This window comes from Pseudomonas sp. GM60, from assembly GCF_000282415.1.
Taxonomy (GTDB): Bacteria; Pseudomonadota; Gammaproteobacteria; order Pseudomonadales; family Pseudomonadaceae; genus Aquipseudomonas; species Aquipseudomonas migulae.
Genome location: NZ_AKJI01000028.1, coordinates 90,044 through 110,263, shown reverse-complemented (window position 1 = coordinate 110,263; position 20,220 = coordinate 90,044). Strand labels below are relative to the sequence as shown.

Here is a 20,220-nt window from a genome sequence, read left to right as displayed (position 1 = left end):
GAGTTTCTACCTCAGCTTCAGGGTGGCAAGGCCGATCAGCACGAGAATCACGGTGATGATCCAGAAACGGACGATCACACGCGGCTCGGGCCAGCCCTTGAGTTCAAAGTGGTGGTGAATCGGCGCCATGCGGAATACGCGGCGACCGGTCAACTTGAAAGAGGCAACCTGAATGACGACGGACAGGGTCTCCATCACGAACACGCCGCCCATGATGAACAGGACGATTTCCTGACGGACGATCACCGCGATGGTGCCCAGGGCCGCGCCCAGCGCCAGCGCGCCAACGTCGCCCATGAAGACTTGTGCCGGGTAGGTGTTGAACCAGAGGAAGCCGAGGCCCGCACCGATCAACGCACCGCAGAACACGATCAGTTCACCGGCGCCGGGTACGTACGGGATCAGCAGGTATTCGGCGAATTTCACGTTACCCGACAGGTAGCAGAAGATCCCCAGGCCACCACCGACCATCACGGTCGGCATGATCGCCAGGCCGTCGAGGCCGTCGGTCAGGTTGACCGCGTTGCTCGAACCTACGATCACGAAGTAAGTCAGCACGATGAAACCTGCGCCCAGCGGAATGCTGTAGTCCTTGAGCATTGGCAGGATCAGGGTGGTTTCGACCGGCGTCGCGGCGGTCATATAGAGGAAGATCGCCGCGCCGAGGCCAAACACCGACTGCCAGAAATACTTCCAGCGGCTCGGCAGGCCTTTGGAGTTTTTCTCGATGACCTTGCGATAGTCATCGACCCATCCGATGGCACCGAACAGCAACGTCACCAGCAACACGGTCCACACATAGCGGTTGCTCAGGTCAGCCCAGAGCAAGGTGCTGACGCCGATGGACGACAGGATCAGCGCGCCACCCATGGTCGGCGTGCCGGATTTGGACAGGTGCGATTGCGGGCCGTCGTTACGAACGGATTGACCGATCTGACGGTTCTGCAACGTGCGGATCATCCACGGGCCATAGCACAGCGACAAAACCAGCGCGGTCAGCACACCGAGAATCCCGCGCAGGGTCAGGTACTGAAAGACCGCGAAGCCTTTGTAGAACTGTTGCAGATACTCCGCTAGCAGCAGCAGCATTAATGTTTCTCCAGACTGGACCCGCACAAAGCGGCAACGATGTTTTCCATCGCAGCGCTGCGCGAGCCCTTGATCAAAATGGTGGTGTTTGTGTCTTGCTCGGCGCCGAGGGCCTTGATCAGTTCAGCCTGAGTGGTGAAGTGATAAGCCTGCTCGCCAAAAGCGTTTACGGCGTGAGTCATCAATGGCCCGACCGCGTAAAGCGCAGAAACCTTGCCACGGGCATACTCGCCCACGTCGCGGTGCCCCTGCTCCGCCCAATCGCCCAACTCGCCGATATCCCCGAGCACCAGAACGGTGCGGCCGGAAAAGCCGGCGAGTATATCAACGGCCGCGCACATCGAGGTGGGGTTCGCGTTGTAAGTGTCATCGATCACGCGCATGCCATTGCTGGCCAGTTGCGCGACGGTGCGCCCCTTGACCGGCTGCACCGCGCCGAGGCCGGTGGCGATGCCGGACAGCGACACGCCCAAGGCGTGCGCGGCAGCGGCGGCGGCCATGGCATTGGCGACGTTATGGGTGCCGAGCAGGTTCAGTTGAACGCGCTCCACACCGTCAGGACTGTGCAGATTGAACGCCGGGCAACCGCGCGCATCGCGGTCCAGATCGCTGGCGTAGAAGTCGGCGCTGACGTTGCTCAGGGCAAAGGTCAGCACTTTGCGACCGGCGGCGCGGGTCTTCCAGATGTCGAAGGCCTTGTCGTCAAGATTGAGCACGGCGATGCCATCAGCCGCCAGCCCTTCAATAATCTCGCCCTTGGCTTCCACGATTTTTTCCGGCCCGCCGAATTCGCCAACGTGGGCGGTCCCGGCGTTGTTGAGCACGGCCACGTGGGGCTTGGTCATGCCAACGGTGTAGGCAATTTCGCCGAGCCGCGAAGCACCCAGCTCGATCACGGCGGCGGTATGTTCCGGCGCGAGTTCAAGCAAGGTCAGCGGTACGCCGAGGTCATTGTTCAGGTTGCCACGGGTCGCCAACACCGGACCGCGTGTGCGCAGGATGCTCGCAAGCATTTCCTTGACCGTGGTCTTGCCGCTGGAGCCGGTGATGGCGGCGACTGGGTGAGTAAACGCAGCACGGTTCATCGCCCCCAGTTGCCCAAGGGCCTGACGGGCGTCCTTGACCAGCAATTGCGGCAGCCCACTGTCAGGCACTTCGCGCTCGACCAGGGCAGCCACCGCGCCTTTGTTCGCCACGTCGTTCAGATAGTCATGGCCGTCGAAACGCGGGCCGGTCAAGGCAATAAACAGTTGGCCCGGCTTGATCGCACGGCTGTCGATGCTGACGCCATCGAACGTGGCATCGGCGATGATCATGCGGCCATTCAGCGCGCCGGTCAGTTCGCTCAGTTTCAAGTGTTTAAGCATGAGCCACCTCCCACGCGGTCAGTGCGCGATCAGCCTCGACCAGATCAGAGAAGTCATGACGCTGGCCGTTGATTTCCTGATAGTCCTCGTGACCTTTACCGGCCAGGACAATCACGTCATCCACCGAAGCACTGGCGATCAATTGCGCAATGGCCTGACCACGACCGGCGACGAACGTCACCTTATCCACGTTGGTGAAACCGGCGCGGATGTCATCGAAAATCACTGCTGGGTCTTCGGTGCGCGGATTGTCATCGGTGACCAGCACGCCGTCAGCAAGACGTTCGACCACTTCAGCCATCAGCGGGCGCTTGCCGCGATCGCGATCACCGCCGCAGCCGAACAGACACAGCAAGCGACCTTTGGCGTGCGGACGCAGGGCCATCAATACTTTTTCCAGCGCATCCGGGGTGTGGGCGTAATCGACCACCACCAGCGGTTGAGTACCGCCGCCCAGGCGCTGCATGCGGCCGGCCGGGCCTTCGAGTTTCGGCAGGACCTTGAGGATTTCGTCCAGCGCGTAGTCGAGACCGAGCAAGGCGCCGACCGCTGCCAGGACGTTGCTCAGGTTGAAGCGACCGAGCAAGGTGCTGCGCAGATGATGCTCGCCTTGCGGCGTGACCAACGTGGCGCGCACGCCTTCGTCATCGAACTGCGCTTCGCGGCAAAACAGGTAGGCGCTGCTGTCGAGCAAGCTATAGGTGATCAAGCGCGACTCACGTTTTTCAGCAGCCAGTTGCCGGCCGAAATCGTCGTCGAGGTTCACCACCCGGCATTTCAGGTCGTTCCAGTCGAACAGCTTGGCCTTGGCTTCGCCGTAGGCCTGCATGGTGCCGTGGTAATCCAGATGATCGCGGGACAGATTAGTCATCACCGCCACATCAAACGCCAATGCCGTTACGCGGCCCTGATCCAGACCATGGGAAGACACTTCCATGGCCACGGCTTTGGCACCGGCCTTTTTCAGGTCGGCGAGGGTCGCTTGCACGGCGATCGGGTTCGGCGTGGTGTGCAGGCCGCTTTCCAGCGCGCCGTAGAAACCGGTGCCCAGTGTCCCGACAATGCCGCAATGCTGGCCGAGCAAATCCAGTGCTTGCGCCACCAATTGGGTCACGCTGGTTTTGCCGTTGGTGCCGGTCACGCCGACCAGGTTCAGGTGGCGGCTCGGTTCGCCGTAGAAACGCCCGGCGATATCGGACAGCTGTGCCGCCAGGCCTTTGACCGGAATCAGTGGCACGTCGGTGATCGGCAGCACGGTTGCGCCTTCGACTTCATACGCCACGGCTGCAGCACCGCGCTGCAAGGCGTCGGCAATGTGCGCGCGACCGTCAAACTTGCCACCAGGAACGGCAAGAAACAGATCGCCAGCCCGTACATTACGGCTGTCCAGTGTCAGTTCGCGGATCAACAGATCGCGGCCGGCGTGGGCGAAAATCTTGTTCAGGCTTAGAGACATCAGCCGCGCCCTCCATTGGCTTTCAGCGGAACGACCGGTGTTGCGTTGGCTTGTTGCACCGGCGGCAGGTTGTCCGGCGTGACGTTCATCAGGCGCAGGGTCCCGGACATCACTTTGCTGAACACCGGCGCCGATACCAGGCCACCGAAATAGCCGGCTTTGGTCGGTTCATCGATCACCACCACGATGGCGTATCGCGGATCACTCATCGGGCCGAAGCCTGCGAACAGCGAGCGGTAGGAATTCTCGGCATAGCCTTTGGTGCCGACCGACGTTTTACGCGCCGTACCGGACTTGCCGCCGACGTGATACGCCGGCACTTGCGCACGGAATACACCGCGCGGTGCTTCGATCACTTGTTGCAGCATGGTCTGCATGGTTTTCGCCACGGCTTCCGGCAGCACTTGCGTGGTTTGCGGCGCCTTGTCGGTTTTAATCAGGGTCAGTGGCGCGAGGCGACCGTTGTTGGCCAGGGCCGAGAAGGCGTGGACCAACTGGATCGCAGTCACGGAAATACCGTAGCCATAGGACAGCGTGGCGGTTTCAGCCTTGCGCCATTCGCGGTAGTTCGGCAGGTTGCCCACGCGCTCGCCCGGGAAGCCGAGGCCGGTGTCCTGGCCGAGGCCGACTTTCTGCGCCAGACGGAAAATGGTTTCGCCGCCGATATCGAACGCGACCTTACTCATGCCGACGTTACTGGAGTTGATCAGAATGCCGGTCAGGTCGAGTACCGGACCTTCAGTCTTGGATACGTCCTTGATGGTGTACTTGCCAATCTGCAGACTGCCCGGGTACACCTCGACGGTGTCGGTCGGTTTCCAGCGGCCGGTTTCGATCGCGGCACTCATGGAGATCGCTTTCATGGTCGAACCCGGTTCGAACACGTCGATCATTGCGCGGTTACGCATCATCGCCGGTTGCAGGTTGCGACGGTTGTTCGGGTTGTAGGTCGGCTGGTTGACCATGGCGAGGATCTCGCCGGTCTTCACGTCCATGATCACCAGGCTGCCGGCTTTCGCGCCGTTCTCGATGATCGCGTTGCGCAGTTCGCGGTTGGCCAGGTATTGCAGACGCAGGTCAATGGACAACGCCAAGGGCTTACCGGCCTTGGCGTTTTTGGTCACCTGAACATCTTTGATAAGTCGACCGCGCCGGTCCTTGATGACCTGCCGCTTGCCAGGGACACCGGCGAGCCATTCGTCATAGGCCAACTCGACACCTTCACGACCGTGGTCATCAATGTCTGTAAAGCCGACCATATGAGCAGTCACTTCACCGGCCGGGTAGAAACGGCGGAATTCTTCGATGCCGTAGACGCCCGGCACTTTCAGGTCGAGCACGGACTGGCCTTGCTCAGGCGTCAGCCCGCGCACCAGATAGATAAATTCTTTATTAGCCTGCGCTTCGAGACGTTCGGCGAGGGCTTTCGGATCCTGACCCAACGCGGCCGCCAATGCTGGCCACTTCTCTTTGGCCGTTTGCATTTCCTTGGCGTTGGCCCACAGCGTGGTGACCGGGGTACTGACAGCCAAAGGCTCGCCGTTACGGTCGGTGATCAGACCACGGTGAGCCGGAATCGGAATGTGACGAACGCTGCGCGCGTCGCCTTGGCCTTTCAGGAAGGCACGGTCGACCACTTGCAGGTCAATGATGCGCCAGCAAATTGCCGCGACCATGACGCCGAGCAAACCCACCACCAGGCGAAACCGCCATGGAAAAAGTGCGCCTTCGAGTTTCATCATGGCGCCACCATCTGCACGTCAGCGGCGCCAGGAATGTGCATCTTCAGTTGCTCGGTGGCCAGGACTTCGATGCGGCTGTGCGCAGTCCAGGTGCTCTGCTCGAGAATCAACCGGCCCCATTCCGCCTGCGCCTTGTCGCGCACGCTCAACTCGTTGTAAAGCGAGTTCAACAGCTGACGGTTCCAGTGGGCGCTGTACGACACGCCGATGGCCGACACGAGCACGCCAACAAACAGCAGCAGCATGAAAAAGCTTCCGCCGGGAAGTGGCTTGGCGAAAAGCTTGCTCACCGCAGCTTCTCCGCCACGCGCATGACGGCGCTACGGGAACGTGGGTTGGCTTTGAGTTCGGCCTCGGAGGCGGACTGCGCTTTGCCATGGATTTTGATTTTCGGTTCGAACGCGACGTGACGTACCGGCAGGTTGCGCGGCAGGTTGTCGGCTTCGCCTTTTACCAGCTTGCGCATGAACAGTTTGACGATGCGGTCTTCCAGCGAGTGAAAACTGATGACCACCAGGCGGCCACCGATTTCCAGGGATTCCAGCGCGGCTTCAAGACCGGCTTCCAGATCACCCAGCTCGTTGTTGACGTGAATACGCAGACCCTGGAATGCACGGGTCGCAGGGTTCTTGCCCTTTTCCCATGCCGGGTTGGCGACTTTCAGGACTTCAGCCAGATCGCCGGTGCGTTCGAATGGCTTGATGTCGCGACGCTCGGCCACGGCACGAGCCATGCGCCCGGAGAAACGTTCTTCGCCGTACTCCTTGAACACCCGGGCGATTTCTTCCACCGGCGCGGTGTTGACGAATTCGGCAGCGCTGATCCCGCGGGACGGGTCCATGCGCATGTCCAGCGGGCCATCATTGAGGAAACTGAAACCGCGCTCAGGGTCGTCGAGCTGTGGCGAAGACACGCCCAGGTCAAGCAGAACGCCGCTGACCTTGCCGGCCAGACCGCGTTCGGCGACTTCCGAACCGAGCTCGGCAAAGCTGCGCTGCACAACGACAAAGCGGCCGTCTTCGGCCGCTAGCGTCTGCCCGGTGGCAATCGCTTGAGGATCCTTGTCGAATCCCAGCAACCGACCCTCGGGACCGAGCTGGCTGAGGATCAACCGGCTGTGTCCACCGCGCCCGAACGTGCCGTCCAGATAGCAGCCATCAAGACGTACGGCGAGAGCCTCGACGGCTTCGTCAAGCAGTACGGTGATGTGGTTAAAGCCGCTATCAATAGTCACAGGATCAAATCACGCAGTTCATCAGGCATGGCGCCCGGTTGTTGAATAGCAGCCAGGTCAGCGGCAGAAACCGCATCCCAGGCATCCTCGTCCCACAATTGGAACTTGTTCAGTTGGCCTACCAGCATCGCGCGCTTATCCAGCCGGGCATATTCACGAAGACGCGGCGGAACCAGGAAACGACCACTGCCATCGAGCTCGAGGTCGACGGCATTACCAATCAGTAAACGTTGCAGGCGGCGGTTCTCTTCGCGAAGCGAAGGCAGTGCGCGCAGTTTGGTTTCAATAATTTCCCACTCATCGAGGGGGTAAACACACAAACACGGATCAACGGCATCAATTGTGACGATTAACTGACCGGAACTACGCGAAACGAGCTCGTCACGGTACCGGCTCGGCATGGCGAGACGGCCCTTTGCGTCGAGACTGATAGCGTTAGCTCCGCGAAACACGTCAGCGTTTCTCCAAATATTAGCGTTTTGCGTTCAAAAAACCCACTTCATGCCACTTTCCACCACTTGCGCACACTATAGGAATGCGGCCACCGCACCGTCAAGGCGCGGATTAAAGGAAAACCCTTACAGAACTGAGATTTAGGAGCGTATTGGGAGGGGTAACGGCAATCTGGCGGATGAATTTGCTCGATAACTTGAATCAGCACAGAAGGCTGCGTTCAGAAGTTAAAGTAGTTTGTTAAGAGTAAGATTTTTTCGGTATTACAAAAGAGGTTATGCGATTGATTGTGCAGGAGGGAAATTGCCATTACGAGCGCCCTGCTCAACGATTCAAACAGGGGGGGAAAAAGGTGGAGAGTCGATCTGTAAGCCGGGTTCTGTCTTGAACAGTCATTCGTCTACGATGGCCATCACTGGACATCTTTAGCAACCTACCCGGTCCCAGCGCGGGCCACGCCTTGGGACCCTATTTGGTCTTGCTCCAAGTGGGGTTTACCTAGCCACGAACTGTTGCCAGACGTGCGGTGCGCTCTTACCGCACCTTTTCACCCTTACCGGCGCCGAAGCGCTTAGGCGGTTATTTTCTGTGGCACTTTCCGTAGGCTCACGCCTCCCAGGCATTACCTGGCACTTCGCCCTATGGAGCCCGGACTTTCCTCCCCCCCCTAATTTTCATAGAGGGCAGCGACTGTCCGATCGACTCTCCGCCGCGAAGGTTAACGGCAGAGCGGCCGAAGAACAAGCGTTAAACGCCATCAGCCACGCCTGCACGTCGGGTTTTACTCGCCCTTCTGCTTATCCAGCGCGACCTGATACAGGACGTTCTTGCGCTCGCCGGTAATTTGCGCGGCCAATGCTGCGGCCCGCTTGAGTGGCATTTCTTCGAGCAACAGATTGAGGATGCGCATGGCTTCACTGCTGACGGCATCTTCCGTCTCGGGGGCGGACCAGCCCGCCACCAACACCACACACTCACCGCGCTGCTGATTGCTGTCCGACTCGACAAACTCGCGCAGCTCGGCCAATGGCAGGCCTTTCAGGGTTTCGAAGGTTTTGGTCAGTTCGCGCGCCAGCAACGCCAGACGCTCGCCACCGAAGACCAGCTCCATGTCTTGCAGGCATTCCAGGATCCGGTGCGGGGCCTCGTAGAAAATCAGCGTGCGCGGCTCTTCCTTTACCAACTCCAGACGAGCCCGACGACCGACCGCCTTGGCCGGCAGGAAGCCTTCGAAGATAAAACGGTCCGACGGCAAACCCGCCGCCGACAGCGCCGCAATCAATGCACAAGCCCCCGGGACCGGCACGACATTGATTCCGGCCGCACGAGCCTGACGCACCAGGTGATAACCCGGATCAGAGATCAGCGGCGTCCCGGCGTCGGAGATCAGCGCCACATCGTCACCGGCAAGCAGGCGGGTAATAAAGCGACTACCTTCATCCCGCTCGTTGTGCTCGTGGCAAGCCGCCAGCGGCGTGGGGATGCCGAAATGCTGCATCAACCGCTGAGAGTGACGGGTGTCTTCGGCAGCGATCAGTGCCACTTCGCGCAGGATCTTCAGCGCACGCGCACTGATGTCGTCCAGGTTGCCGATGGGCGTCGCCACCACATAAAGCGAGCCAGCAGCGGAATTCAAAGCACCTGGAGCAGTCAAAGCGCACACCTCATGATCGGTAAAAGCCGCCATTGTAGCGCGTAGCGACGATTGCGATACGCGCAAGCAACCCCGGGTTTTTCAGGCTACGGTGCAGTGCTGCAACATTTGTACGAGCTAAATTGATCGATTCACGCCAGTAACATCGCGCCCCGGCCAGTGCTTGGGTACAATTCCACGCTTATTTGATCGAGTATCAGGAACACTACATGATCGCTTGCCTGCGGCTGTTCACTGCCCTCTGCCTCGCTGCCTTGCTGGCGGCTTGCGCCAGCTCGCCCTCTTCCAGCCTTGGCGAACTTCCACGGACCCCGGATGCCAGTATCGAGCAACTGCTCGATCAGGCCGCCAAAAGCAAAACGCCGGAACAAGCCGCGCTGTTTCGCCTGAGCGCGGCCGACCTCGCTTATCGCCAGGGCAATGCCGGCCAGTCCGCGCAAATCCTGCAACAAGTGCCGGTCGAGCAACTCAAGCCAGGCCAACAGGTCTTCGCCAACACGCTGGCGGCTGAACTGGCCATGACCCGCAATCAGCCGAAAGCGGCGCTGACCGCTTTGAGCCATCCAAGCCTGCAACGCCTGGGTGAATTGCCGGAGGAACAACAGATTCGCACCGGCACCGTGCACGCTCGCGCCCTTGAGGCCGATGGCCAGACCCTCGCCGCAGCACGGGAGCGTATTTTCATCGCGCCGATGTTGAGCGGTGAAGCGGCAGGCAAAAACCACGAAGCGATCTGGACCCTGATCGCTTCGCTGCCAACCGACCAATTGCAGCCAGCCACCAAGGACGACCTCGGTGGCTGGATGGGCCTGGCGCTGGCGGTTAAAACGGCCGGCACGCTTGAGCAGCAACAAGCTGCAATCGACAACTGGCGCGCCCAGAACCCTAAACACCCGGCCGCCATTCAGTTGCCGCTGTCACTGACCAAACTCAAGGAACTGGCCAGCCAGCCTCTGAGCAAGATCGCCCTGCTGCTGCCGCAAGACGGCCCGCTGGCATCGGTCGGCAAAGCGCTTCGCGAAGGTTTCATGGCAGCGCACTACCAGGCTCAACAGGCCGGCCAGAAGCCGCCTGCCATCGAGTTCTATGACAGCTCACGCCTGACTTCCCTTGACGAGTTCTATCGCAAGGCTCAGGCCGATGGCGTGCAACTGGTTGTCGGCCCGCTGGAAAAACCACTGGTCAAACAGCTCAGCACTCGCCCACAACTGCCGATCACGACCCTGGCGCTGAACTACAGCGAAGGCGAACAAGGCCCGGCCCAGTTGTTCCAGTTCGGTCTTGCCGCTGAAGACGAAGCCCGCGAAGTGTCCCGTCGCGCTCGCGCCGATGGCCTGCATCGCGCCGCGATCATGGTGCCGAAAGGCGAATGGGGCGACCGCGTACTCCGGGCGTTCAGCCAGGACTGGCAGGCAAACGGCGGCAGCATCGTTGCCACCGAGCGCGTTGATCAGCCAGTGCAACTGGCCCAGCAGATTGCCGACATGTTCCAGCTGCGCCAGAGCGAAGGTCGTGCCAAGAGCCTGCAAAGCACCGTCGGTTCGCAGGTTGCCGCCCAGCCTTCGCGCCGCCAGGACATCGAGTTCATCTTCCTGGCCGCCACACCTCAGCAAGCCCAGCAGATCAAACCGACCCTGAACTTCCAATACGCAGGCGATGTGCCGGTTTACGCCACGTCCCACGTATTCAGTGCCAGCGGCGACGTGAACCAGTACAACGACATGAACGGCATTCGCTTCTGCGAAACCCCATGGTTGCTGGACGCCAACGACCCGCTGCGCAAGCAAGTGACCACACAATGGCCACAAGCCGCCGGCAGCCTGGGTCGTTTGTATGCGATGGGCGTCGACGCCTACCGCCTGGCTCCGCGCCTGGGGCAACTCAAGGCGCTGCCGGACAGCCGCATCGAAGGTCAATCGGGTAGCCTGGGCATGACTCAGAACCAGCGCGTCGTGCGCCAGTTGCCGTGGGCACAGTTCGCCAACGGCCAGGTTCAACGCCTGCCGGACACCCCGCGCTGATGCCTGACCGGTCACGCCAGCAAAGCGGTAAAGATGCCGAGCGCCATGCGCTCGAGCATCTGCAACAACAGGGGCTGCGCCTGCTGGCGCAGAACTGGTTGTGTAAACGCGGCGAGCTTGATCTGGTCATGCTTGATGGCGATACAGTAGTATTCGTTGAAGTTCGCTACAGAAAAAACACTCAATGGGGTGGCGCGCTCGATAGCATCGATGAGCGCAAACGGCAGAAACTGATTTTTGCCGCGCAGTATTTTCTTCAGCGCGAGTCGCGTTGGGCCAATTCCCCTTGCCGTTTCGACGTGGTTGCCATCGACAGCAGCCTCGATCAGTTGAACTGGCTGCAGAATGCCTTCGACAGCTGATCGCGTGCGTCCCGAACCGGACACTTTCACCCGACAATTTTGCTCTTTGCTTTGCGGGCTGCACATTCATGTGCCGAGTAGCCGCGCTAATTAAGGTCACACAGATGGACATGCAATCCCGAATTCGCCAGCTTTTTCAGGCCAGTATCGACACCAAGCAAATGGCGATGGACGTACTTGCACCGCACATCGAGCAAGCCAGCCAAGTGATGGTCAACGCCCTGCTCAACGAGGGCAAAATGCTCTCCTGCGGCAACGGCGGTTCTGCGGGCGATGCCCAGCATTTCTCGTCCGAGCTGCTCAACCGCTTTGAACGTGAGCGTCCGAGCCTGCCGGCCATCGCGCTGACCACCGACAGTTCGACGATCACCTCGATCGCCAACGACTACAGCTACAACGAAATCTTCTCCAAGCAGATCCGCGCGCTCGGCCAGCCGGGCGACGTACTGCTGGCGATTTCCACCAGCGGCAACTCGGCGAACATTATTCAAGCGATCCAGGCCGCACATGATCGCGAAATGATTGTCGTAGCATTGACCGGTCGCGATGGCGGCGGCATGGCGTCGCTGCTATTGCCCGAGGACGTCGAGATTCGCGTACCGGCCAACGTCACCGCACGTATTCAGGAAGTCCACCTGCTGGCGATCCATTGCCTTTGCGACTTGATCGACAGCCAACTGTTCGGGAGTGAAGAATGACCCCTAATCGCCTAGGCCTTCTGGCCTTGACCCTGTGCCTCGGCATCAGCGGCTGCACCTCGGTGGTGAATGCCAGCCGTGAAGCGCCGATCGATGATGATCGCGGCACACGCACCTTAGGCAGCAAGATCGACGACTCTCTGATCGACACCAAAGTCGGTGTGAACATCGCCAAGGCCGATCCAGCCCTGGACAACGATTCGCACATCGTCGTCACCAGCTTCAACGGCGTCGTACTGCTCGCCGGGCAAACGCCACGCGCCGACCTCAAGGCCAAGGCCGAACAGGCCGCTGCCGCCGTGCAGCGCGTGAAAACGGTGCACAACGAACTGCAGGTGCTGCCGCCTTCCGGTTTCCTCGCCCGCCAGAACGACACCTGGCTGACCTCCAAGATCAAGACCCAGATGCTCACCGATCCGAACATCCCGGGCTCGCGCATCAAGGTTGTCACTGAAAACGGCATCGTCTATTTGCTGGGTCTGCTGACCAAGCAGGAAGCCGCCCAGGCGACCAATCTGGTGCAGGGTGTTTCCGGGGTACAGAAGATTGTGAAGCTGTTTGAGTACATCGACTGATACCTGTTGATTGGTGACGGCTCTCTTTAAAACGCCATCACCCTGTAGGAGCCGGCTTGCCGGCGATGGCGTCCTCGAAATCGCCATCGCCGGCAAGCCGGCTCCTACAGGTAATAAAAAAGGCGATCCATTCGGATCGCCTTTTTTATTACTTCACCACTTTCAAACTTGGCCGACCGCTTGGGCGCGGCGGCTCACTGTCCGGCGGCGGAAGATCATCATCCGGCTCGATCTCTTCCTCGTCTTCCATAGGCGATTCCAGATCGAACACCATGCCCTGACCGTTCTCCCGGGCGTAAATACCCAGGATCGCTGCGATAGGCACGTACAGAGTGTGCGGCACGCCACCGAAGCGCCCTTCGAAGCTGACCGCTTCGTTGTCCATGTGCAGATGACGCACGGCGGCCGGTGACACGTTCAGGACAATCTGTCCGTCACTGGCAAAACCCTGAGGCACCTGCACCGACGGATACTCGGAATTGACCAGCATGTGCGGGGTGCAATCGTTGTCCACAATCCACTCGTAGAGCGCGCGGACCAGATAAGGTCGACTGGAGTTCATAGCGGCTCCTTAAGCCTTAGCGCATATCGCGTTCGACGCCAGACAGACTTGCCTGGAAAGCCTCACGCGCAAACGAGCGCTCCATATAATCAAGCAACGGCTTGGCGGGCCGTGGCAGTTCAATACCCAAAATCGGCAAACGCCAGAGTATTGGTAGTAGGCAGCAATCCACCAGACTTTGTTCCTCGCTGAGGAAAAACGGCTTGTCGGCGAACAGCGGCGACACGCCAGTCAGGCTTTCGCGCAGCTCTTTACGAGCAACGACACGGGCAGCTTCCTTGGTCCGCGAATCCAGAATCAGATCCACCAGACCACACCAGTCACGCTGAATACGATGAATCAGCAAACGGCTGTTGGCACGCGCCACTGGATAAACCGGCAGCAAAGGCGGATGCGGGTAACGCTCATCCAGATATTCCATCACCACGGTCGACTCCCACAACGCCAGGTCACGATCGACCAGGGTGGGCAGGCTTCCGTAAGGGTTCACCTCAATCAGTTTAGGCGGCTGGCGGCCAGCTTCCACGTAAATGATCTCGGCGCTGACACCCTTCTCTGCAAGTACGATGCGCACTCGGTGGGAATAGTGGTCGGCGGGGTCGGAGTAACAGGCCAACCGATTGGTCACGCCCATGGCGGTCCTCCTCGCTTGTTGAAATTATCGGAAGCGGAAAAACGAGCGCGCCCAGAGGGCGTCTCCCGTAACGCCTGGATAAACCAGACTCGTTACACCTTCAGAGACGCCCTTGGGCGCGCGCGATTAACAGCAATTGCTTGAAACTTTATCAGTGCACATCTTTCCAGTATTCGCGCTTGAGCAAGTAGGCGAATACGAAGAAGAACGCCAGGTACAGCAAGACGTAGGTACCAATGCGCTGATGCTGCAGCTTAACCGGGTTAGCCGAGTAAGCGAGGAAGGTTACCAGATTCTTGACCTTCTCATCGAACTGCTCTTCGGTCAGAGCACCGCTCTTCGGCACGATGGTCAGCTGATCGCACGCTTCATGAGTCAGCGCGGTACCGGTCAGCGGATCATATTGCTTCTTGCCGTCTTCGACGATCTGGACCTGTTTGCAACCGACGACCTGACGACCTTGCAGGCCCACCAGGACGTTCGGCATGCCCACGTTCGGGAAGACCTTGTTGTTCACGCCCCAAGGACGCGACGGATCTTCGTAGAACGACTTCAGGTAGCCGTAGAGCCAGTCCGTACCGCGAACACGAGCCACCAGGGTCAGGTCAGGCGGTGCAGCACCGAACCAGGTCTTGGCGTCAGCCGGCTGCATGCCGATGCTCATGTGGTCGCCGATCTTGGCGCCAGTGAACACCAGCTTCGACAGCATCAGATCGTGAGGAATGCCCAGATCGTCGGCAACACGCTCGTAGCGCTGGAACTTGGCGCTGTGGCAGCCCATGCAGTAGTTGGCGAATGTACGCGCGCCATCTTGCATGGCGGCCTTGTCGGAAACGTCGATGTCGACCTTTTCCAACTCAGGACCACCGTGCTCGGCAGCGAAGGACAGTACAGGCAAAGCAGCAAGAATCAGTACAGCAAATAGCTTTTTCATCAGCCAGTCACCCTTTCCGGAACCGGTTTGGTCTTCTCGAGCCTGGTGTAGAAAGGCATCAGAATGAAGTAGGCGAAGTACAGGAAAGTACACACCTGCGACAGCAACGTACGGCCTGGAGTCGGCGCCAGAACACCCAGCACGCCCAGAATCACGAACGAGATGCAGAACACCCAGAGCCAGATTTTGCTCAACCAGCCTTTGTAGCGCATCGACTTGACCGGGCTACGGTCCAGCCATGGCAGGACGAACAGTACAGCGATGGCCGCACCCATGGCGATAACGCCCAGGAGCTTGTCCGGAACCGCCCGCAGAATCGCGTAGAACGGTGTGAAGTACCAGACCGGAGCAATGTGCTCTGGGGTCTTGAACGCGTTCGCCACTTCAAAGTTCGGCTTCTCGAGGAAGTAGCCGCCCATTTCCGGGAAGAAGAACACGATCGAGCAGAAGATGAACAGGAACACCACCACGCCGACGATATCTTTCACGGTGTAGTACGGGTGGAAGGCAATGCCGTCCAGCGGTACGCCGTTTTCGTCTTTGTATTTCTTGATGTCCACGCCGTCCGGGTTGTTCGAGCCGACTTCGTGCAGCGCCAGAACGTGCAGCACCACCAGACCGAGAATCACGATCGGCAGGGCAACAACGTGCAGGGCGAAGAAGCGGTTCAGCGTGATACCGGAAATCAGGTAGTCACCACGGATCCACTGAGTCAGGTCGTTACCGATAACCGGGATCGCACCGAACAGCGAGATGATCACCTGGGCACCCCAGTAGGACATCTGGCCCCACGGCAGCAGGTAACCCATGAAGGCTTCCGCCATCAGCGCCAGGTAGATCAGCATGCCGAAGACCCACACCAGCTCACGCGGCTTCTGGTACGAACCGTAGAGCAAGCCACGGAACATGTGCAGATAAACCACAATGAAGAACGCCGAAGCGCCGGTGGAGTGCAGCAGACGCAGGATCGAGCCGTACTCGACGTCGCGCATGATGTATTCGACGGAAGCAAACGCTTCTTCCGCCGACGGGGTGTAGCTCATGGTCAGCCAGACACCGGTAACGATCTGGTTGACCAGAACGAGCAGCGCCAGGGAACCAAAGAAGTAGAAGAAGTTGAAGTTCTTCGGGGCGTAGTACTTGCTGAGATGGTCTTCCCACATTTTGGTCGCGGGAAAGCGCGCATCAACCCAATCCATGAACTTGCTCATCACGCTTTCTCCGTATCGACGCCAATGACAATAATCTCATTGGTCTCATAGGAATGCGGGGGAACTGGCAGGTTCAAAGGCGCAGGTTGCGACTTGTAGACGCGGCCAGCCAGATCGTAGTGGGAACCGTGGCACGGGCAGAAATAGCCGCCTACCCAGTCCTTGCCCAGATCAGCAGGTGCCACTTCGGGACGGAAGGTCGGCGAGCACCCCAGGTGCGTACAGATACCGATCAGCAGCAGAACCTCTGGCTTGATCGAACGCGTTACCGGGTCGACATAGGTCGGTTGTGTCGAGTTCTTGGAGGTCGGGTCAGCCAGCTGGCCCTCGATCTTTTTCAGATTCCCCAGGATTTCCTCGGTACGGCGGACAATGAACACCGGCTGACCGCGCCACTCAGCAATCATCTGCTGGCCTGGCTCGATTTTGCTGACATTCACTTTCACCGGTGCACCTGCGGCTTTCGCCTTGGCACTGGGAAACCATGACCCCACGAACGGGACCGCAGCCCCCACCGCTCCTGCAGCACCCACCACGGATGTGGCTGCTACCAAGAAGCGACGCCGGCCTGCATTCACGCCGTCATTGCTCATTCAGTCCTCTCCCATCAGCTTTGTGGCCTGTTAAATCAGGCATCTACTAAGTAAAACTATGTACTTATAAAAATTTTGCCGAATGGTAATGAAAAGCCCCAATTCTGACAAGGTAATTACCGAAGGGCTCCACTGCCAAGCCTTGTAGTATAGGGGCTCTGCGGATGTGGCAAGTTGTCACAGAGCAATTCTTTGATAAATCGCACCCATAAAAAAACGCCCAGCTCCGTGAGGAAACTGGGCGTTCTTTTTGAACGTGAAAGCGAATTAACGCTTCGAGTACTGCGGACGCTTACGCGCTTTACGCAGACCGACTTTCTTACGTTCAACTTCACGGGCGTCGCGGGTAACGAAGCCAGCTTTGCGCAGAGCGCTACGCAGGGTTTCGTCGTAGTCCATCAGAGCGCGAGTGATGCCGTGGCGGATTGCGCCAGCTTGACCACTTACACCACCGCCGATCACGGTGACGTAGATGTCGAACTTCTCGACAGTCTCAGTCAATTCCAGCGGCTGACGAACTACCATGCGGGCAGTTTCGCGGCCGAAGAAATTATCCAGCGAACGGTTGTTGATGGAGATGTTACCAGTACCCGGACGCAGGAAAACGCGTGCGGTTGCGGTCTTGCGACGGCCAGTGCCGTAATTTTGAGTCGCCGACATAATGAACTATTCCGTTAAAACTTCAGTTCTTGGGGCTGCTGAGCAGTATGAGGGTGTACAGCGCCCGCATAGACTTTCAGCTTACGATACATGTCGCGACCCAGCGGGTTCTTAGGCAGCATGCCTTTGACCGCGGTCTCGATCACGCGCTCAGGGGCTTTAGCGATCAGCTTTTCGAAGTTGATCGACTTGATGCCGCCCGGGAAACCGGAGTGGGAGTAGTAGATTTTGTCGGTGGTTTTAGCACCGGTTACACGAATCTGCTCGGCATTGATAACGACGATGTAATCGCCGGTGTCAACGTGAGGAGTGTACTCAGCTTTATGCTTGCCACGCAGACGGCTCGCGATTTCGGTGGCCAGACGACCCAGGGTCTGACCTGCAGCGTCGACGACAAACCAGTCGCGCTGTACTGTTTCCGGTTTAGCAGTAAAAGTTTTCATTCTTTATAGCCTCAGGGGCCGCCCTGTAAATTAGACGGCGGATCTTACTGAATAGTGCGTACTTTGACAAGTCAAAGGCAGCCGGATACAGACGCTTTCGGGGGCTCGGGTCGGCGCGTCCGTTCAACGGCAAGATTCTTCGGCGGCGGCGCATCACTTCCACTGCAGAAAGAGGTGCGCAATTATGCAGATTGCGAAAAATATTTCAACCTGCTTTTATGATTGTTTTGCCCAAGGAGCACCTGATGGATTATCGACAGCTAGGCCGAACCAATCTGAACGTGAGCGCCATCTGCCTCGGAACCATGACCTGGGGCGAGCAAAACAGTGAAGCTGAAGCCTTCGCACAGATTGAACGGGCCAAAAGCGCCGGGATCAATTTCATCGACACCGCCGAGATGTACCCGGTACCACCGAAAGCTGAAACCTATGCCACCACCGAGCGCTACATCGGCAATTACTTCAAAAGCCGCGGTGATCGTGCCGACTGGATCCTGGCCAGCAAGATCGCCGGCCCCGGCAACACCATCGACTACATCCGTGACAAAAACCTGCGCCACAACCGCCAGCACATCACCGAAGCCGTGGATGCGAGCCTCAAGCGCCTGCAGACCGACTATATCGACCTCTATCAATTGCACTGGCCGGAGCGCAGCACCAACTTCTTCGGTCAACTTGGCTACAAACACAAGAGCGAAGCGAACCTGACCCCGCTGGAGGACACCCTCGAAGCGCTGGACGAACAGGTCAAGGCCGGCAAGATCCGCCACATCGGCCTGTCCAACGAAACGCCGTGGGGCACGATGCGTTTCCTGGCACTGGCCGAAGCCCGTGGCTGGCCGCGTGCAGTGTCGATCCAGAACCCGTACAACCTGCTCAACCGCAGCTTCGAAGTCGGCCTGGCGGAAATCGCCATCCGCGAACAGTGCGGCTTGCTGGCCTATTCGCCGCTGGCGTTCGGTTTCCTGTCGGGCAAGTACGAAGGTGGCGCGCGTCCGCCGAAAGGTCGCCTGAGCCTCTACAGCCGCTTCAGCCGCTATTTCAATCCACAGTCGGAAGCCGCCTGCAGCCGTTATGTGGCGCTGGCCCGCGAGCACGGTCTGGACCCGGCGCAAATGGCCTTGGCGTTTGTGACGCAGCAGCCGTTCGTGACCAGCAACATCATCGGCGCGACGACGCTGGAACAGCTGGACAGCAACATTGCCAGCTTCGAGCTGAAACTTTCCGATGAAGTGCTGGCGGGGATCGAGGCGATCCACAAGGATCACCCGAATCCAGCACCGTAACTCGCACATGCAGGAGCGAGCTTGCTCGCGATGGACGTGAACGATAACGCGTGCAACCTGGAAAGACGTGTCGTCCTCAAATTCATCGCGAGCAAGCTCGCTCCTACAAGGATCTGGCAATAATCTCCTTCATGATTTCGTTGGTGCCGGCATAAATCCGCTGCACCCGCGCATCCGCCCACGCCCGGGCGATCGGGTATTCCCACATGAACCCGTAGCCGCCATGCAACTGCACGCACTCGTCGAGCACCTTGCATTGCAGGTCCGTGCCCCAATACTTGGCCATCGCCGCCGTCGGCACATCGAGCTTGCCTTGCAGGTGCAACTCCAGGCAGCGATCGACGAAGACCCGGCCAATCTGGATCTCGGTCGCCATCTCCGCCAGCTTGAAACGGGTGTTCTGGAAGTCGGCAATCGCCTTGCCGAACGCCTTGCGCTCGCGGGTGTATTCCAGCGTCCATTGCAGCGCAGCCTCAGCCGACGCCAGTCCGCCAACAGCAACCGTCAGACGCTCTTGCGGCAATTCCTGCATCAGATACGCGAAGCCCATCCCGGCCTGGCCCAGCAGGTTTTCTTTCGGCACGCGAACATCCTGGAAGAACAGCTCCGAGGTGTCCTGCGCTTTCATGCCGACTTTTTCCAGGCGCTTGCCCTTGGCAAAGCCCGGCGTGTCGGCCTCGACCAGAAACAGGCTGGTGCCTTTCGCGCCTGCCTTCGGATCGGTCTTGGCCACGACAATCACCAGGTCCGCGAGATAGCCGTTGGTGATGAACGTCTTCGAACCGTTGATCACATATTCATCGCCATCGAGCACCGCCGTGGTTTTCACCCCTTGCAGGTCGGAACCGGCACCCGGCTCGGTCATGGCAATCGCGGTGACCATTTCGCCGGACACCAGTTTTGGCAGGTATTTGTGTTTCAGCGTTTCGCTGCCGTAATGCAGGATGTACGGCGCGACGATGTCGGAATGCAGGGAAAAACCGATCCCGGTCAGCCCCAGACGACCCACCTCTTCGATCACCACCGCACTGTAGAGAAAATCCGCTCCCAGCCCGCCGTACTCTTCCGGCAGGTGCGAACAGAGCATCCCCGCCTCCCCTGCCTTGTTCCAGAGTTGGCGGTCGATATAGCCTTGTTTTTCCCATTGCCCATGAAACGGCACGGCCTCTTTTTCGAGGAAGGTTCGCACGCTGTCGCGAAAAAGTTCGTGCTCGGAACTGAACAAGGTTCTGGGGATCATGCGGCA

21 protein-coding genes and 1 other RNA gene are annotated in these 20,220 nt (G+C 59.1%); 5 read left to right on the top strand and 17 right to left on the bottom strand.

Annotated elements, in window-relative coordinates; translation table 11 throughout:
* Nucleotides 1-6 precede the first annotated feature (6 nt).
* The 9 genes from mraY to rsmI all read right to left on the bottom strand — a co-directional run bounded on the left by mraY (nucleotide 7) and on the right by rsmI (nucleotide 9,028).
* The gene (mraY, locus tag PMI32_RS23195; protein ID WP_008025976.1) at nucleotides 7-1,089 is read right to left on the bottom strand and encodes a phospho-N-acetylmuramoyl-pentapeptide-transferase; all 1,083 of its coding nucleotides are present in this window, start codon (nucleotides 1,087-1,089) and stop codon (nucleotides 7-9) included.
* The gene (locus tag PMI32_RS23200) at nucleotides 1,089-2,456 is read right to left on the bottom strand and encodes a UDP-N-acetylmuramoyl-tripeptide--D-alanyl-D-alanine ligase (RefSeq protein ID WP_008025974.1); all 1,368 of its coding nucleotides are present in this window, start codon (nucleotides 2,454-2,456) and stop codon (nucleotides 1,089-1,091) included. The genes mraY and PMI32_RS23200 overlap by 1 nt, the downstream gene beginning before the upstream one ends.
* Nucleotides 2,449-3,912 carry a UDP-N-acetylmuramoyl-L-alanyl-D-glutamate--2,6-diaminopimelate ligase gene (locus tag PMI32_RS23205; protein ID WP_008025973.1) on the bottom strand — a complete coding sequence of 488 codons (1,464 nt, stop codon included), beginning with the start codon at nucleotides 3,910-3,912 and terminating at the stop codon, nucleotides 2,449-2,451. The genes PMI32_RS23200 and PMI32_RS23205 overlap by 8 nt, the downstream gene beginning before the upstream one ends.
* Nucleotides 3,912-5,651 (bottom strand): peptidoglycan D,D-transpeptidase FtsI family protein, encoded by a 1,740-nt coding sequence (locus tag PMI32_RS23210; RefSeq protein WP_177318160.1) that lies wholly within the window; start codon nucleotides 5,649-5,651, stop codon nucleotides 3,912-3,914. The genes PMI32_RS23205 and PMI32_RS23210 overlap by 1 nt, the downstream gene beginning before the upstream one ends.
* On the bottom strand, nucleotides 5,651-5,944 hold the full coding sequence (ftsL, locus tag PMI32_RS23215) for a cell division protein FtsL (RefSeq protein ID WP_032828607.1): 294 nt from the start codon (nucleotides 5,942-5,944) through the stop codon (nucleotides 5,651-5,653). The genes PMI32_RS23210 and ftsL overlap by 1 nt, the downstream gene beginning before the upstream one ends.
* Nucleotides 5,941-6,888: a 16S rRNA (cytosine(1402)-N(4))-methyltransferase RsmH gene (gene rsmH / locus PMI32_RS23220; RefSeq protein ID WP_008025969.1), complete on the bottom strand. Its 948-nt coding sequence runs from the start codon at nucleotides 6,886-6,888 to the stop codon at nucleotides 5,941-5,943. Before rsmH ends, ftsL begins: the two co-directional genes overlap by 4 nt.
* Complete coding sequence (gene mraZ / locus PMI32_RS23225) at nucleotides 6,885-7,340, bottom strand: division/cell wall cluster transcriptional repressor MraZ (protein WP_008025967.1); 456 nt, start codon at nucleotides 7,338-7,340, stop codon at nucleotides 6,885-6,887. The genes rsmH and mraZ overlap by 4 nt, the downstream gene beginning before the upstream one ends.
* A 353-nt stretch (nucleotides 7,341-7,693) precedes the next feature.
* Nucleotides 7,694-8,047, bottom strand: an RNA gene (gene rnpB, locus PMI32_RS29355) — RNase P RNA component class A.
* Nucleotides 8,048-8,122: 75 nt separating this feature from the next.
* A complete protein-coding gene (rsmI, locus tag PMI32_RS23230) occupies nucleotides 8,123-9,028 on the bottom strand; it encodes a 16S rRNA (cytidine(1402)-2'-O)-methyltransferase (protein ID WP_162130705.1) in 906 nt (301 codons plus the stop codon).
* A gap of 176 nt (nucleotides 9,029-9,204) precedes the next feature.
* Here rsmI and PMI32_RS23235 point away from each other — a divergent pair, with 176 nt between their 5' ends.
* From PMI32_RS23235 to PMI32_RS23250, 4 genes are all read left to right on the top strand, one after another.
* Complete coding sequence (locus PMI32_RS23235) at nucleotides 9,205-11,016, top strand: penicillin-binding protein activator (protein WP_008025964.1); 1,812 nt, start codon at nucleotides 9,205-9,207, stop codon at nucleotides 11,014-11,016.
* Entirely contained in the window at nucleotides 11,016-11,378 is a 363-nt protein-coding gene (locus PMI32_RS23240; RefSeq protein ID WP_008025963.1) for a YraN family protein, read from the top strand. The genes PMI32_RS23235 and PMI32_RS23240 overlap by 1 nt, the downstream gene beginning before the upstream one ends.
* Before the next feature lie 104 nt (nucleotides 11,379-11,482).
* Nucleotides 11,483-12,076 carry a phosphoheptose isomerase gene (locus tag PMI32_RS23245; protein WP_008025961.1) on the top strand — a complete coding sequence of 198 codons (594 nt, stop codon included), beginning with the start codon at nucleotides 11,483-11,485 and terminating at the stop codon, nucleotides 12,074-12,076.
* On the top strand, nucleotides 12,073-12,651 hold the full coding sequence (locus PMI32_RS23250; RefSeq protein WP_008025960.1) for a BON domain-containing protein: 579 nt from the start codon (nucleotides 12,073-12,075) through the stop codon (nucleotides 12,649-12,651). Before PMI32_RS23245 ends, PMI32_RS23250 begins: the two co-directional genes overlap by 4 nt.
* 148 nt (nucleotides 12,652-12,799) lie before the next feature.
* Here PMI32_RS23250 and PMI32_RS23255 read toward each other — a convergent pair whose 3' ends face one another.
* The 7 genes from PMI32_RS23255 to rplM form a co-directional block, all read right to left on the bottom strand.
* On the bottom strand, nucleotides 12,800-13,213 hold the full coding sequence (locus PMI32_RS23255) for a ClpXP protease specificity-enhancing factor (RefSeq protein WP_008025958.1): 414 nt from the start codon (nucleotides 13,211-13,213) through the stop codon (nucleotides 12,800-12,802).
* A 16-nt stretch (nucleotides 13,214-13,229) separates the two neighbouring features.
* Nucleotides 13,230-13,847 (bottom strand): glutathione S-transferase N-terminal domain-containing protein, encoded by a 618-nt coding sequence (locus PMI32_RS23260; RefSeq protein WP_007905304.1) that lies wholly within the window; start codon nucleotides 13,845-13,847, stop codon nucleotides 13,230-13,232.
* 151 nt (nucleotides 13,848-13,998) lie between these two features.
* On the bottom strand, nucleotides 13,999-14,781 hold the full coding sequence (locus PMI32_RS23265) for a cytochrome c1 (RefSeq protein WP_008025956.1): 783 nt from the start codon (nucleotides 14,779-14,781) through the stop codon (nucleotides 13,999-14,001).
* Complete coding sequence (locus PMI32_RS23270) at nucleotides 14,781-15,992, bottom strand: cytochrome b (RefSeq protein ID WP_007943720.1); 1,212 nt, start codon at nucleotides 15,990-15,992, stop codon at nucleotides 14,781-14,783. Before PMI32_RS23270 ends, PMI32_RS23265 begins: the two co-directional genes overlap by 1 nt.
* On the bottom strand, nucleotides 15,992-16,585 hold the full coding sequence (gene petA / locus PMI32_RS23275) for a ubiquinol-cytochrome c reductase iron-sulfur subunit (RefSeq protein WP_008025954.1): 594 nt from the start codon (nucleotides 16,583-16,585) through the stop codon (nucleotides 15,992-15,994). The genes PMI32_RS23270 and petA overlap by 1 nt, the downstream gene beginning before the upstream one ends.
* Before the next feature lie 267 nt (nucleotides 16,586-16,852).
* Nucleotides 16,853-17,245: a 30S ribosomal protein S9 gene (gene rpsI, locus PMI32_RS23280; protein WP_003228056.1), complete on the bottom strand. Its 393-nt coding sequence runs from the start codon at nucleotides 17,243-17,245 to the stop codon at nucleotides 16,853-16,855.
* Nucleotides 17,246-17,259: 14 nt separating this feature from the next.
* Nucleotides 17,260-17,688, bottom strand: coding sequence for a 50S ribosomal protein L13 (gene rplM, locus PMI32_RS23285; RefSeq protein ID WP_007905295.1), 429 nt, complete (start codon nucleotides 17,686-17,688; stop codon nucleotides 17,260-17,262).
* Between the two features lie 245 nt (nucleotides 17,689-17,933).
* On the opposite strand from rplM, the gene PMI32_RS23290 reads away from it, so the two are divergent.
* On the top strand, nucleotides 17,934-18,974 hold the full coding sequence (locus PMI32_RS23290; RefSeq protein WP_008025952.1) for an NADP(H)-dependent aldo-keto reductase: 1,041 nt from the start codon (nucleotides 17,934-17,936) through the stop codon (nucleotides 18,972-18,974).
* Nucleotides 18,975-19,077: 103 nt separating this feature from the next.
* Here PMI32_RS23290 and PMI32_RS23295 read toward each other — a convergent pair whose 3' ends face one another.
* Nucleotides 19,078-20,214 (bottom strand): acyl-CoA dehydrogenase family protein, encoded by a 1,137-nt coding sequence (locus tag PMI32_RS23295; protein ID WP_008025951.1) that lies wholly within the window; start codon nucleotides 20,212-20,214, stop codon nucleotides 19,078-19,080.
* Between the last annotated feature and the right edge of the window lie 6 nt (nucleotides 20,215-20,220).

Excerpts from the sequence above, each read along its gene's own strand:
- PMI32_RS23295 (WP_008025951.1), bottom strand. The coding sequence starts at position 20,214 with ATGATCCCCAGAACCTTGTTCAGTTCCGAGCACGAACTTTTTCGCGAC.
- PMI32_RS23205 (WP_008025973.1), bottom strand. The coding sequence starts at position 3,912 with ATGTCTCTAAGCCTGAACAAGATTTTCGCCCACGCCGGCCGCGATCTG.
- PMI32_RS23245 (WP_008025961.1), top strand. The coding sequence starts at position 11,483 with ATGGACATGCAATCCCGAATTCGCCAGCTTTTTCAGGCCAGTATCGAC.
- PMI32_RS23200 (WP_008025974.1), bottom strand. The coding sequence starts at position 2,456 with ATGCTTAAACACTTGAAACTGAGCGAACTGACCGGCGCGCTGAATGGC.
- mraY (WP_008025976.1), bottom strand. The coding sequence starts at position 1,089 with ATGCTGCTGCTGCTAGCGGAGTATCTGCAACAGTTCTACAAAGGCTTC.
- rpsI (WP_003228056.1), bottom strand. The coding sequence starts at position 17,245 with ATGTCGGCGACTCAAAATTACGGCACTGGCCGTCGCAAGACCGCAACC.
- PMI32_RS23240 (WP_008025963.1), top strand. The coding sequence starts at position 11,016 with ATGCCTGACCGGTCACGCCAGCAAAGCGGTAAAGATGCCGAGCGCCAT.
- PMI32_RS23260 (WP_007905304.1), bottom strand. The coding sequence starts at position 13,847 with ATGGGCGTGACCAATCGGTTGGCCTGTTACTCCGACCCCGCCGACCAC.
- PMI32_RS23210 (WP_177318160.1), bottom strand. The coding sequence starts at position 5,651 with ATGAAACTCGAAGGCGCACTTTTTCCATGGCGGTTTCGCCTGGTGGTG.
- rsmI (WP_162130705.1), bottom strand. The coding sequence starts at position 9,028 with ATGGCGGCTTTTACCGATCATGAGGTGTGCGCTTTGACTGCTCCAGGT.
- PMI32_RS23250 (WP_008025960.1), top strand. The coding sequence starts at position 12,073 with ATGACCCCTAATCGCCTAGGCCTTCTGGCCTTGACCCTGTGCCTCGGC.
- PMI32_RS23270 (WP_007943720.1), bottom strand. The coding sequence starts at position 15,992 with ATGAGCAAGTTCATGGATTGGGTTGATGCGCGCTTTCCCGCGACCAAA.
- PMI32_RS23265 (WP_008025956.1), bottom strand. The coding sequence starts at position 14,781 with ATGAAAAAGCTATTTGCTGTACTGATTCTTGCTGCTTTGCCTGTACTG.
- PMI32_RS23255 (WP_008025958.1), bottom strand. The coding sequence starts at position 13,213 with ATGAACTCCAGTCGACCTTATCTGGTCCGCGCGCTCTACGAGTGGATT.
- rplM (WP_007905295.1), bottom strand. The coding sequence starts at position 17,688 with ATGAAAACTTTTACTGCTAAACCGGAAACAGTACAGCGCGACTGGTTT.
- PMI32_RS23290 (WP_008025952.1), top strand. The coding sequence starts at position 17,934 with ATGGATTATCGACAGCTAGGCCGAACCAATCTGAACGTGAGCGCCATC.
- petA (WP_008025954.1), bottom strand. The coding sequence starts at position 16,585 with ATGAGCAATGACGGCGTGAATGCAGGCCGGCGTCGCTTCTTGGTAGCA.
- PMI32_RS23235 (WP_008025964.1), top strand. The coding sequence starts at position 9,205 with ATGATCGCTTGCCTGCGGCTGTTCACTGCCCTCTGCCTCGCTGCCTTG.